This window comes from Weissella diestrammenae (assembly GCF_014397255.1).
In the GTDB taxonomy this organism is placed as follows: Bacteria; Bacillota; Bacilli; order Lactobacillales; family Lactobacillaceae; genus Weissella; species Weissella diestrammenae.
This window is the reverse complement of sequence record NZ_CP060724.1, coordinates 505,078-518,403: the sequence shown is the minus strand read 5'-3', so window position 1 is coordinate 518,403 and position 13,326 is coordinate 505,078. Positions and strand designations below refer to the sequence as shown.

Annotated in this window: 13 protein-coding genes; 11 read left to right on the top strand and 2 right to left on the bottom strand. The window is 42.0% G+C overall.

The genetic code is table 11. The features are described from left to right. Window positions 1–24: 24 nt before the first annotated feature. Window positions 25–1,485, bottom strand: a complete 1,461-nt coding sequence (gene zwf, locus H9L19_RS02605) for a glucose-6-phosphate dehydrogenase (RefSeq protein ID WP_187529604.1) — start codon at window positions 1,483–1,485, stop codon at window positions 25–27. A gap of 100 nt (window positions 1,486–1,585) precedes the next feature. After that, window positions 1,586–3,100: a glycerol kinase GlpK gene (gene glpK / locus H9L19_RS02600; protein WP_187529603.1), complete on the bottom strand. Its 1,515-nt coding sequence runs from the start codon at window positions 3,098–3,100 to the stop codon at window positions 1,586–1,588. Window positions 3,101–3,296: 196 nt separating this feature from the next. Between glpK and H9L19_RS02595 the strand changes: the two genes are divergently transcribed. The 11 genes from H9L19_RS02595 (at window position 3,297) to H9L19_RS02545 (ending at window position 13,304) form a co-directional block, all read left to right on the top strand. After that, window positions 3,297–4,490, top strand: a complete 1,194-nt coding sequence (locus H9L19_RS02595; protein WP_187529602.1) for an MFS transporter — start codon at window positions 3,297–3,299, stop codon at window positions 4,488–4,490. 261 nt (window positions 4,491–4,751) lie between these two features. Beyond that, window positions 4,752–5,609: a pur operon repressor gene (gene purR / locus H9L19_RS02590; protein WP_187529601.1), complete on the top strand. Its 858-nt coding sequence runs from the start codon at window positions 4,752–4,754 to the stop codon at window positions 5,607–5,609. A gap of 23 nt (window positions 5,610–5,632) precedes the next feature. Further along, window positions 5,633–7,024, top strand: a complete 1,392-nt coding sequence (gene glmU, locus H9L19_RS02585) for a bifunctional UDP-N-acetylglucosamine diphosphorylase/glucosamine-1-phosphate N-acetyltransferase GlmU (protein ID WP_276521749.1) — start codon at window positions 5,633–5,635, stop codon at window positions 7,022–7,024. Between the two features lie 85 nt (window positions 7,025–7,109). Beyond that, window positions 7,110–8,096 (top strand): ribose-phosphate diphosphokinase, encoded by a 987-nt coding sequence (locus H9L19_RS02580; RefSeq protein ID WP_187529600.1) that lies wholly within the window; start codon window positions 7,110–7,112, stop codon window positions 8,094–8,096. 314 nt (window positions 8,097–8,410) lie between these two features. Beyond that, window positions 8,411–8,710 carry a 30S ribosomal protein S6 gene (rpsF, locus tag H9L19_RS02575; RefSeq protein WP_187529599.1) on the top strand — a complete coding sequence of 100 codons (300 nt, stop codon included), beginning with the start codon at window positions 8,411–8,413 and terminating at the stop codon, window positions 8,708–8,710. A 60-nt stretch (window positions 8,711–8,770) separates the two neighbouring features. Beyond that, window positions 8,771–9,331 carry a single-stranded DNA-binding protein gene (locus H9L19_RS02570; protein WP_187529598.1) on the top strand — a complete coding sequence of 187 codons (561 nt, stop codon included), beginning with the start codon at window positions 8,771–8,773 and terminating at the stop codon, window positions 9,329–9,331. A gap of 51 nt (window positions 9,332–9,382) precedes the next feature. Further along, window positions 9,383–9,625, top strand: coding sequence for a 30S ribosomal protein S18 (gene rpsR, locus H9L19_RS02565; RefSeq protein WP_187529597.1), 243 nt, complete (start codon window positions 9,383–9,385; stop codon window positions 9,623–9,625). 231 nt (window positions 9,626–9,856) lie between these two features. Continuing rightward, window positions 9,857–10,594, top strand: a complete 738-nt coding sequence (locus H9L19_RS02560; protein ID WP_187529596.1) for a YveK family protein — start codon at window positions 9,857–9,859, stop codon at window positions 10,592–10,594. Between the two features lie 118 nt (window positions 10,595–10,712). Next, window positions 10,713–11,378, top strand: a complete 666-nt coding sequence (locus H9L19_RS02555) for a CpsD/CapB family tyrosine-protein kinase (RefSeq protein WP_187529595.1) — start codon at window positions 10,713–10,715, stop codon at window positions 11,376–11,378. Further along, complete coding sequence (locus H9L19_RS02550) at window positions 11,341–12,069, top strand: tyrosine-protein phosphatase (protein WP_187529594.1); 729 nt, start codon at window positions 11,341–11,343, stop codon at window positions 12,067–12,069. The genes H9L19_RS02555 and H9L19_RS02550 overlap by 38 nt, the downstream gene beginning before the upstream one ends. Before the next feature lie 107 nt (window positions 12,070–12,176). Further along, on the top strand, window positions 12,177–13,304 hold the full coding sequence (locus H9L19_RS02545; protein ID WP_187529593.1) for an EpsG family protein: 1,128 nt from the start codon (window positions 12,177–12,179) through the stop codon (window positions 13,302–13,304). Window positions 13,305–13,326 lie beyond the last annotated feature (22 nt).

The window sequence follows — 13,326 nt, the reverse complement described above, 5'->3', positions numbered from 1 at the left end:
GATGTTAAATCGATTGTTTTTTATTTACTTATAAATCCAATGATTACCGTCTTCAGCTAATAAGTCATCTGAAGCTTTTGGCCCCATCGTGCCAGAGATATAGTTGGGGAATTCAGCATGTTCTGAATCCCAAGCATCTTGAATTGCATCCACGAATTTCCATGAGATACCAACCCCGTTCCAATCAGCGAAGTTAGAACCATCACCATTCATTGCGTCATGAATCATCCGCTCATATGGCTCAGGCGTACGTTCCATGTCAAGATATGATACTTGCCACTTCATTGTGTCAACCCGAGTTTTAAAGTCAGACGTTGTATCCTTAGCATTAATCCGGAATTCAATACCACCCTTAGGGTCAATTAAAATTGATAAAACTGGGTTTTCCAATTCAATGTCATCCCCGAAAATGCTAATGCCTTTCTTGAAGACGACATCAACGCGAGTCTGCTTTGACTTGAGGCGCTTTCCAGTTCGGATATAGAATGGCACACCATCCCAACGGGCTGAACGGAATTTGAGGCGTCCAGCGACAAATGTGTCATTTTGTGACCCTTCAGGTACGCCGTCTTCGTCCAAATATTTGACTTGTGTGCCGTCGATGTTTTCGCCATATTGGCCACGAACAAAATTCTTTTTTACTTCTTCTGGCGTATAGATATGCAATGAATTAAAGGCAACATTTTTGGCTGCACGAATATCCTTGTCTGTAAATGATGCTGGCTTTTCCATCGCGAGCCATGCAACGATTTGCATCGTATGATTTTGAATCATATCTCGTAGGGCACCAGCATCATCATAATAACCGGCACGTTCTTCAACGCCTAGAACTTCTGACAATGTGACCTGGACGTTTTGAATATAGTCTTTATTCCAAGCGGCATCAAATAGTGGATTTCCAAATCGAACGGAAGAAATATTTTGCACCATTTCTTTTCCAAGATAGTGGTCAATCCGGAAAATTTGGTCTTCTTCAAAGACTTCGTGCAATTGATTATTTAACTGCTCAGCTGTTTCATAGCTAACCCCAAATGGCTTTTCAATCATCAGACGATTGAATTCGCCATTTTCAGTGGTTAACCCTTCTGACTTTAGGTAACCTGCAATTGTGCCAAAGAAACGTGGGGCAACAGACATATAAAAGATGCGATTACCTTTTAGCTCGTATTGTGCGTCTAATTCATTATTGAGCTTGAGCATTTCTTGGTAACCAGCTTCATCACCGACATCCAATTTGATGTAACGGAAATGTGAGATGAATTCTTTTGCATTATCTTCATCTTCAACGACGTGGTTAATTGATTCACGAACCATATCAGAAAACTCAGCGGCGGTTAAATCAGCACGAGAAGTTCCGACAATCGCAAAGTGCTCTTTTAAGAAACCTTTTTTATAAAGGTTGTAGACTGATGGGTATAACTTACGTTTGGCAAGATCACCAGTTCCACCGAAAAATGTTAACAAGGTTGTGATTTCTTGAGGCATGGTCATAGCTCCTTTGGATTAGTCATGTGTGAAATAACTTTTATAACTTCATTATAGCAAACTTTACACAAATGCGTGACAAAAATGTAAGCGTTTTACATTAAGCGTTTTCATTTGCAAAAAATCGTGTCGCATCAATGGCTCGTTGCCACCCTTTTTTAAGCTGTAGTCGTTTTTCAACTGACATTGTGGGCTGAAAGGTCCGGCCTTGACTAGTTAGCGTTGCTAAGTCGTCCAAGGATTCCCAATAGCCAACAGCTAAGCCGGCTAAGAAGGCGGCCCCGAGTGGGGTTGTATCTTCGTAGACCGACCGTTCAATCGTCAAGCCGGTGATATCCGATTGGAATTGCATTAAATACGGATTACGTGAGACTGAACCATCGGCCTTTAAAACATCAATTTGGTGACCGGTGTCGGCCTTCATCGTCCGTAAAATATCAGCTGTTTGATAGGCAATTGATTGCAAGGTTGCCTTGATAAAGTCATTTCGGTTCGTTGTGCGAGTAATGCCGAAAACAGCACCGCGAGCTTGTGGATCCCAATATGGTGCCCCCAACCCTAAGAATGCTGGAACGACATACAGTGAGTCGTCACTAGTTGCTTGTTGCGCTGCTTCCCAAGAATCGGTCACTTCATCGATTAAATTGAGCTGTTCATTCAGCCATTGAATCGCCGAACCGGCCGTAAAGACGGACCCTTCTAGCGCATAAACTGGTTGATCATCAATTTGATAGGCAATGGTGCTAGCTAAATCATGCTGTGAATCAATTAAGTGATGACCAGTATTTAATAGGAGGAAAGCACCTGAACCATAAGTGCTTTTAACGGTGCCAGGGTTGAAACCTAATTGGCCAATTAAGCCGGCATTTTGGTCACCAATGACCGCTGTGATTGGAATTTCGCTGCCGAAAAACTGCATGGGGTTGGTCGTTGCAATCTGTCCATTTGACCGTGTCACAGTTGGCAGCATTGATTTTGGAATATTAAATAAACTGAGTAGTTCATCATCCCAGGCTTGCGTGTGAATGTTAAACAACATGGTACGCGCCGCATTTGAAATGTCGGTCAAATGTGCTTGGTGATCGGTAAGGTTCCAAATTAGCCAGCTATCAACGGTACCAAAGAGCAAGTTGCCACGTTCAGCTTCGGCCTGCGCACCAGGGACGTGGTCTAAAATCCAGCGAATTTTCGTTGCTGAAAAATATGCGCTTAGAGGTAGTCCAGTTTTTTCGCGAATCATCTCAGTGTGGCCAGCCTGGAGAATTTGGTCAGCAATTGCTTGTGATTGAGTTGAAGACCAGACAATCGCATTATAAATGGGCTGGCCGGTTTTTTTATCCCAAATAATTGTTGTTTCTCGTTGACTGGCAATACCAATGGCTTTAATTGCATCTGCTCTAATTCCAGCTTCAATCATAGTTTCGGTAATCGCGGTTTGGGTGGTGCGCCAAATGTCAATCGGTGCTTGTTCGACCCACCCAGAATGCGGGTTAATTGGATCCATTGCAATTGACGTGGCGGCGACACGGCGTGCGTTTTTATTAAAAATAACGGCCCGTGTACCAGTTGTGCCTTGGTCAATGGCCAAAATATATTCTGGACGTTTGATTGCCATAATTACTCCTTTTCGTCTCTGACCGCTTTTAAAATTGAAAGCGGTTTTATTCAAATATAAGTATACCAATTTTTTTGAGTGTGCTAAACTTTCATCTATAGAAATGTCATGCAATTTGTTTCAAATTGAATCAGCACGTAGCTTAAAATGCGATGCTTATCGTTTGAAATCGTCAAAATAGTAGGAGTAATTAAGAATGGTCGTTCAAAGTAGCAACGAAGATGTGGGGTCCAAACCGCGCCACGTTGAAATTCAACCTTGGGTATTATATCTAGGTACCTTATTACAGAGCTCAGGTGCGGCGATGCTCTGGCCGATTACGACTTTATATATGCATCAAGATTTGCACGAGTCAATGACTGTTGCCGGTGTGGTTCTTATGGCGATTTCCATTGCTATGATGCTCGGTGGCTATCTGGGTGGTTACTTATTTGACCATTGGAATCCGTATCGAGCGGTGATGACAGCCGTTTCTGTGGCTACTGTGACCTTGGGTTTAATTACGATTTGGCACGGTTGGCCACTATTTGCCGTATTAATGTTGATTATTGGCTTTGCCGATGGCGTTTTGTACACCTTACTTAGCGCGTACGCCTCTACGATTCAAGCAATTGATTCACGTCGTGTGTTTAATATGAATTATATGTTTATGAATGTTGGCGTTGTAATTGGCACGGTTGTGGTGGGTTCCCTATACAACTATGGGGTTGCTTATGTTTTTGGGACGGCTTTTGCGATGTATTTTGTTTTTGCCATCTTAGCTGGTTTTAAATTTAAAGTACAAGGTCTCGCACTGCAAGCAGCCAAGGCTGCTGAACGTGCTGAACAGAGCCATTTCAAAACCCCGAATTTGGTTTATGCCTTGCTTGGACTAACCTTTTCGATTTATTTCGGTTATATTTTGTGGGAAAGTGTTGTCGCAACCCATATGACAGATTTGGGACTGACAATCCAAGATTATTCGTCATTATGGACAATTAATGGGGTCGTCCTAATTATTGGGCAGAGTATTTTAAATCGCTATGCCGATCGAATTAAATTCAAAACGAGCGTGCTTGGTGGTGGGTTATTATTTGCCAGTTCATTTCTGTTTTTAATCACAGCCAAATCATATGCGGCTTTCCTAGGCGCCTTCATGATTTTAACCGTAGGAGAAATGCTAGCTTCACCGCAAATACCAGCATGGATTGCCCATATTAGTGATCCAAATGCGCAAGGACGGGCTCAAGGTCAGGTGATGATGTTTACTTCATTTGGTCGGGCACTAGGTCCACTGTTTGGGGGATTTGTTATTGATGCGGCGAGTTATCAAACGTTATTTGCAATCATCTTTGTCATTATGATTGTCTTTATCCTGATTTCATGGCTTGTATCGATGCAAAAAAATTAACAACAAACCGGTATGTCATGCAGACATACCGGTTTTATTGGATTAAAAACTTTTTTGGTTATTAATTCTGTTAAATCAAGCATCATGGTGAGGCCAAAGTATGATTAGCATCAATCTTGATGATAAGATGAGTTACTGGCATAATGTTTGGAATTATATATTATTGTCCGTTTTCTAGTTGTTTTTTATCATTCAGATTGAACGTTCGTGTTATGATAGAGCATATAGATAAGATAAAATACGAACATTGAAGGAAAAAATATGAAAACACGACGTAGTGATCGCTTAGTTGATATGACACGTTATTTATTGGAACATCCAAGAACGCTGGTTTCATTAACAAAATTTGCTAATCTGTATGAGTCAGCTAAGTCATCAATTTCTGAAGATTTGGCGATTTTAAAGCGTACTTTTGCTGAACGCGGGGTAGGATTGTTAGAAACCATTCCAGGCGCCGCCGGTGGTGCGAAATTTACACCATATATGACGCAAGAAAATGCCGCAGAATTTGTCGCAACATTGGTTAATGAAATTAATGACGAGACTCGAGTTTTACCCGGTGGATATGTCTATCTTTCAGACCTCCTTGGACAACCCTGGGTTTTGCAAAAAGTTGGACGACTGATTGCAACCCAGTATTTAAAAGAACCCATTGATGCGGTAATGACCGCTGCGACAAAAGGGGTCCCAGTGGCCCAAGCTGTCGCAGAATCGCTCAACGTACCGTTTGTCATTGTGCGAAATGATACGAAAGTGACTGAAGGGCCTACAATGTCAGTCAATTATGTGACGGGTCAATCAAAGCGACTAGAAAAATTAGAACTTTCACGGCGCTCACTACCAATGGGATCACGCGTATTGATCGTTGATGATTTCATGAAAGCTGGGGGTACGATTCGCGGTATGGCATCACTGGTTAAAGAATTTGAAGGTGAAGTGGTCGGTGTTGCAGTCGTTGTCGCTGGTGAAGTGGCACACCGAGTGATTGATAAATACACGTCACTGGTGCATGTGAACACAGATAAAGAGGGTGGCTTGATTGATGTTCAATCCGGCAATTATGCCACTGAGATATTTGCGCCGGGCAATTTCACGACGCAAGTCAACGTTACTGATTAGGTTGAGGTATAGGTGAAAGAATAATGGCACGATATAGCATAATAATGGCAGCCGGTAAGGGCACACGAATGAAGTCAGACTTGCCTAAAGTGTTGCATGAAGTCGGTGGTAAACCAATGGTTGAGATGGTATTAGATATGATTTTAGCAGTTGGTGTGGATCAGATTGTGACGGTTGTTGGGCACGGTGCCCAGCAGGTGAAAGCTCAAATTAGCGACCGGTCAGAAGTGGTTAAACAAACGCAACAATTGGGCACTGGCCATGCGGTTTTGATGACTGAACCACTTTTAGGAACTAAATCTGGCGTGACACTGATTGCATCTGGTGATGCACCATTGTTTACGCAACAGACTTATACAAAATTATTTGAATGGCATGAACAAAGCGGGAATGCAGTGACAGTTTTGACTGCCAAGGCACCAAATCCATTTGGATATGGGCGCATTATTAGAGATGAAAAAGGCCATGTTTTACGTATTGTTGAGCAAAAAGATGCAACTGATGTTGAAGCAGCAGTTGATGAAGTTAACACCGGTGTTTACGTCTTTGACAATCAATTATTGTTCCAAGCCCTGCGACTCGTGACTAATGAGAATGCACAAGGTGAATACTATCTACCAGATACCCTCTCAATTTTGCGGGAGCAGGGGCAAACGGTTGGTGCATACCAAATGGCTGATTTTACAGAGTCAATGGGTGTTAATGATCGGATTGCCTTAGCCGAGGCTAATCGGATTTTACGACAGCGAATTAATCAACAGCATATGCGAAATGGTGTGACACTCATTGACCCCACCACAACATATATTGATGCTGATGTGACGATCGGACCGGATACAGTGATTGAAGGTAATGTGACTTTGAAAGGGCAAACAGAAGTCGGGTCACATGTTATTTTGACAAATGGGACGCGAATGATTGCCTCGCAAGTGGCAGATGATGTTGTGATTCAGTCATCTACCTTGGATCATGCAAAAGTTGCAACGGGCGTGACCATTGGTCCTTATGCCCATTTGCGGCCCGGTGCGATTTTAGATGCGCGTGCGCATGTGGGTAACTTTGTTGAGGTTAAACAGGCACACTTGGGTGCTGATGCAAAGGCAGGTCACTTGAGTTATATTGGGGATGCTACAGTTGGCCAAGCGGTCAATATCGGAGCAGGTACGATTTTTGTGAATTATGATGGTCAAAATAAGTACCAGACACTCGTTGGTGACCGGGCATTTATCGGTTCAAATACGAAATTGATTGCCCCGGTGGTCCTTGGAGATGAAACAATCACTGCAGCTGGCTCAACGATTACAGATGACATTCCAATTCATGCGATGGGCATTGCTCGTTCACGTCAGACAAATAAAATTGATTTTTGGAAAAAAACAGCCCTTTTTAAAAAATTTAGTGGGCCGAAGCAATAATTAGGCGTTGAGAAGTCAGTTAAAAAAAGTTAAAATAGATTGAATCAATTACGACTGACACTGTTGAGTGTCGATGGAGGAAAACATGGCGACATACGCAGATCCACATTTGAAAGTTTTTTCACTGAGTGGTAACCGACCCTTAGCAGAAAAGATCGCAACTTCAATTGGTGTGACGCTTTCTGATATAAATATTGCCCGTTTTTCAGATGGCGAAATCCAAATCAACATTGAAGAATCCGTCCGTGGTGACAATGTCTATATCATTCAATCAACGTCTGCACCAGTTAATGATAATCTCATGGAATTGATGATTATGATTGATGCATTGCGACGTGCAAGTGCTAAGACAATTAACGTTGTCATGCCATATTATGGCTATGCACGTCAAGACCGTAAAGCGCGTTCACGTGAACCAATCACGGCTAAATTAGTGGCTAATATGCTTGAAATGGTTGGGGCAACACGAGTTTTGGTCTTAGACTTACATGCCGCTCAAATTCAAGGCTTCTTTGACATTCCAGTCGACCATATGGCAGGGGCTGCGAAACTAGCTGATTATTTGTTGACGAGTGGTATTGCTGATGATAATACAATCGTGGTTTCACCTGATCATGGGGGCGTGACACGTGCCCGGACATTAGCTGAGCTTTTGGGCTCAAGTGAACCGATTGCAATCATTGATAAGCGTCGTCCTAAAGCCAATGTGGCTCAGATAATGAATATCATCGGTGACGTCAAAGGTAAACGGGCCATCATGATTGACGATATGATTGATACTGGTGGTACAATCACTAAGGGTGCTCAAAAGTTGAAAGATGAAGGTGCATCAGAAGTGTATGTTGTCGCAACGCATGCTGTGTTCTCGAGCGCAGCCGTGGATAACCTACAAAATTCTGTTTTTGAAAAGGTCATTGTGACGGATTCAATTGATTTGCCCGAAGATAAGAAGTTTCCTAAGCTAGTTCAAGTAACGGTGTCGGATCTAATTGGTGAAGCGATTGTCCGCATTAATGAGAATAAGGCGGTTTCACCGCTCTTTAAGACCCGTTTCCGTGCAGATCATTATTAATAAACGTATTCTAAAAAAATACTGACGCTAGCGTCAGTGTTTTTTATTTGCGAAAATTCAGCCTGCTTATTGGTCATCGGTTGGATGGTAGGTAAATCCATTAGCTAAAGTGACAATCACATAATAGCCGAGTAAAATTAATTTTGAACAGTGGTTGTTCAATGAATGGCGTTGAATGTTGATTTAATCTGACGAATGAAAACTTGTCAAAAACAAAAAAATCTGCTAAAATACTCCTTTGTGAGTAACACCAGAAATGGTGCAGCTCCTTGCCAGCATTTGGACTGGCCATAGACCAAAAGGAGGAAACTATTATGTACGAATTGACTTATATCGTTCGCCCTGATTTGGATTCTGATGCTAAGAAGGCATTGGTTGAGCGTTTCGACAAAATCTTGACTGACAACGGTGCAACTATCGCTGATTCAGCAGATTGGGCATCACGTCGTTTTGCTTATGAAATTGCTGGGTACCATGAAGGTACTTACCACATCGTTAACTTTAGTGCTGACGATGCAGCTGCAATTAACGAATTCGATCGTTTGGCTAAGATTTCACAAGATATCTTACGTCACATGGTTGTTAAGCGCGAAGTTGTATCACCAGTGAAGTAATGAGTTGATAGCTTTGGCTATTTAACATCAATTACTTGAGAACGGAAAGGAGACTCTGACATGAATCGAGTTGTACTAGTTGGTCGTTTAGCACGTGACGTTGAATTGCGTTATACGCAGTCAGGAACCGCAGTTGGATCATTTAGTATTGCGGTTGATCGCCGTCGTACGAATCAAAACGGTGAGCGAGAAACTGATTTCTTCAACGCAACGATTTGGCAAAAAGCCGCGGAGAACTTTGCGAACTTTACGTCAAAAGGTTCACGTGTTGCGATTGAGGGCCGTTTGCAAACAAGCAGCTATCAAAATCAGCAAGGGCAAACGGTTTATCGGACAGAGGTTATCGTTGAAAACTTCGATTTGCTAGAAACGCGCGCTGAATCAGAAGCGCGTCGGGCAAATGGTAGTGGGAACAATAATGCCAATAATTTTGGTGGTAATAATGGTGGTGGCTTTAATGCTGCTCCTGCAGAGAATCCATTTGGCAACCCTGCAGCTACCAATAATAATGGTAATGTATTTGGTGGTGCGAATAATCCATCAAGTGCAGCCAGTTCTAATAACGATCCATTTGGTGGGGGTCAAGAAATTGACATCTCAGATGATGACTTGCCGTTCTAAACACGTGAAATTATCGTCAGAAACATCATCACTATCAGGAGGAATTTAAGCATGGCACAACAACGTCGTGGTGGCGGACCTCGCCGCCGTCGTAAGGTTGACTTCATTGCAGCCAATCATATTGAATATGTTGACTACAAGGATACAGAATTGTTAGAACGTTTCATCTCAGAACGCGGTAAGATCTTGCCACGTCGTGTGACTGGAACTTCTGCTAAGAACCAACGTAAGGTAACTACGGCTATCAAGCGTGCACGTATTATGGCATTATTGCCATTCGTGGCTGAAGACTAATCATTAATAAACGCTACCATCTCGGTGGCGTTTTTTTATTGCATTTAAATCTGACTGGGATTTAGTCTGAGTAATAACTTTTTTCACAAAATAGGCATAGAAAAATATAATTAATTTTGCATAATTAAGTACTAAATTCATTGAATGTTGATTGACCGCTAACGGTTAAATGAAGGCGCGTGGCGCCGCATAAAAATGCTAATTTGTGATAAAGGGATGGAATTGAGCTATATGGACAATGAAAATCGATTAACTGTTGTTTGGGTGTTTCAAGTTGTGAAACGCTATTTGATAGGTATCATTTTGGCAGGTGTTGTCGGCGGTGGTATTGTTTATGGCGTCAGCCGTTTGGTGTTAAAAAAACAGTATACAGTTGAGTCAGCGTTGCTTGTTTCGAGCGATAAGTCCTTATCACTAGCAGCTCAGTTGGCTGGTCAAGGTGCAAATGAAAAAATTGTGACTACTTATAAAGATATCATTATTCAACCAGCAATTTTAAACACTGTTTCTGATGAACTAGCTGTGAAGTATGGTTATAATCTATCATTGTCAGAACTGAGCCGTAAAATTGTTGTACGTAACAAACCAAATTCGCAGGTCTTTACGATTCAAGTGACCGATCATGATGCGCGTCGGGCCCAACGCATTGACAATGAAGTGGCACGAACTTTCAAAGCTAAAATAGGTGACATTATGTCAGTTCAAGGGGTTACCATTTTGGGTTACGCAAGTGTCCCGAAACGGCCAAGTGGTCCAAATTATCAGTTATTAACCCTAGTAGGTGTTTTTTTCAGTTTCTTATTCGCTTTGGCATTTGCATTTATCCGTGAGCAGATGGATCGAACGATTAAGCACAGCACTTATATTTCAGACACTTTGGGCTTGATCAATCTAGGCAACATTAACATTTCTCAAAAGGTGATGACACTCAAGGGCTACAAACAAACGCAGCACGAAAAGATGAAGTAACGTAATCAAAAGATCGATTGAGGAGGTCATTTATGCAGTGGTTTAAACAACGTTGGCAATTACAGCCAAAGGCATTAAGTGAGGGGTTGGATTACCTACCTATACAGCACCGCAAAGTGTGATTGCTGAACAGTATCGGTTGATTCGGACCAATATTGAATACACAGCGGCGCCTTTAGCAAAGTTTCAAGTTTTAATGATTGGCTCAGCAGAAATGTCAGACGGCAAGTCAACGGTGAGTGCGAATTTGGCAATTACATGGGCTGATCTCGGGAAACGTGTTTTATTGATTGATGCTGATTTGCGGCGTTCAACGGTCGATAAAACCTTTCAAGTACCAAATGGACAAGGACTGACAGGTGTCCTAGCAGATCAGTTGTCTGCTGAACAGGTCATTCAACCAACAATTGTGGCGGGACTTGATGTTTTAACAGCAGGGCCTGTCCCACCCAATCCTGCTGATCTACTAGAATCACCACAGCTGGCTGCTATTCTAAATGATCTTCGACAAAAATATGATTTGATTATTATTGATGTCCCACCTTTTACGGTTGTCACTGATGCGCAAGTCATTTTGCCACATGTTGATGGTGTCGTGCTGATTGTGACACTAGGTAAAACTTGGCGGAGTAATATGCAACGCGCGGTTGCGAGTTTGAAAATTTCTCAGGCGAATCTATTAGGTGTGGTGACGCGGTCTATGCAGGCACATCGCCGTAATGAAGGTTATTACAAGGAAGAAGCGTATGCAGCGAATACAAAAACGAAAAGACGTGCTAGGTAATGGCTGTGTGAGGGGCTATTATGATTTAGTTCGTGCGCTGTCAATGGGGCGAAAGGCAGTTGATGATGGTATAACAACACTGATTGCCGCGCCACATCAATTGAACGGCCGTTATAAACATGATATTGAAGCGGTTTTAGCAGCTACTAAAAATTTGCAAGAGGCGTTGTTAGAAGCAGGTATTCCGTTACAGATATGCCCTGCTCAAGAAGTACGCTTGGTGGGTCAACTAATTGCTGAATATGATGCTAAGCATATATTAACGGTCGCTAATGGTGGACGCTATTTGTTGCTCGAATTACCAAATGATAGTATTCCGTTATTCACGAAAGAGACGATTTTTCAGCTGTTGCAAAGAGGAGTGACACCGATTATTGTTCATCCTGAACGGCACCAAATCTTTAGTCGTGAGCCAGATAAGTTAGCAGAATTAATAGCGCAAGGTGCACAAAGTCAGATTACTGCTGGCAGTTATCTGGGTTATTTTGGGTTTCGAACGCGTCGCGTGACAAAAAAGTTACTGAAACGGCACCTTGTCCATTATATGGCCTCAGATGCCCACGATATGTCATTGCGACCTTTTAGTATGCAATGTGCCTATCGCAAATTACAACGACAGAATCCAGATTTAGCGGCGATGTTCCAACTAAATGCAGCTGATTTACTAAAAACACGTCGTGGCATGGACTGAATTAGGTGATGAGTGAGCCGGTTAAGGGGTGTCGATCGAAATGGTGTCGCCTAAGTCATCCTTTGATGGTAGATGAGGCTAAATAATTTATTGAAAATGAGAATCTTATGGTACCGTATTATGTATTATTTTTAATTTTGATTAGCGTTGGCTTCGTTAATTGGCTAATGTATTTTTCATTTGATGCGCGCAACGGCCAGATTGACCAAACGGTGGCTTATGAGCGACGTTATACAGTATATTTGTGTTTTTGCGGATTATGTCTGATTTTATTTGCTGGACTTCGGGGTGGGGAGGTTGGCACAGACACGGGGACGTATCAAGGTGTTTTTGAAAATCGCAGTATGTATATGGAACCAGGGTTTGTTTGGCTGCAAAATACGGTCGCCCAACTTGGGCTGAATTTTGATGGATTCAAGGTTGTGGTAAGTGCATTGACAATTGCACCTATCCTTTGGGTGATTCGTCAATTATCGCCATATAAATTATTCTCGCTTTATCTGTTTATTGCAATGTATTTGTATCTGTATAGTTTCAATATCATGCGTCAGTATCTTGCGATGTCAGTGGTCGTAATCAGTGTGTATATTCTAGCAAAAATGCTATTAAGTCGACTATGGCAGTACACCATGTTCGCCATAACAGCATATCTAGCATTTAATTTTCATCGGAGTTCAATTATTTTTATCCCGTTTTTATTTCTGGCTACGATCAAAACGTCCTTTCGTCAGCGTCAGATGCTGTTATGGGTAGCTTTATTGATATTAGTCTGTCTACCACCCATTTCAATGAGTATGCTTGAACGAATTCCAGGTGTTAATTACATTTTTAAATTATACGATCCAAGTGAATTCTTTGCTGCCGACCGTGAGAGCGCGGCACGCTATTTAATTGCATTTGGTAAAGGTGGCATTCTGTGGCCATTATTGTATTTAAATCGACAGGTGACATTTCCAAACCGAACATCGCGCGTTCTATATCAAATGGGACTTGGTCTACTGTTTGCATATGCTTTGAAGTTTAATGCCCCAGCGCTGACTCGGATGATGCAATATGCAGACGCATTATTGGTTATCATTCTACCAGTTTTAATAGCTACTTTAGAGTCGAAAGTTTGGCGGACATTGTTGCTGGGCTTGATTACTCTCTTTTTCTTAATTAATCTTTTCTTTGGGTTTTACATGAATGTCGGTGGTATTGTGCCATATTATTCTGGGGATATTGTATCGTATTGATTGTATGGTGCCATGATTAATA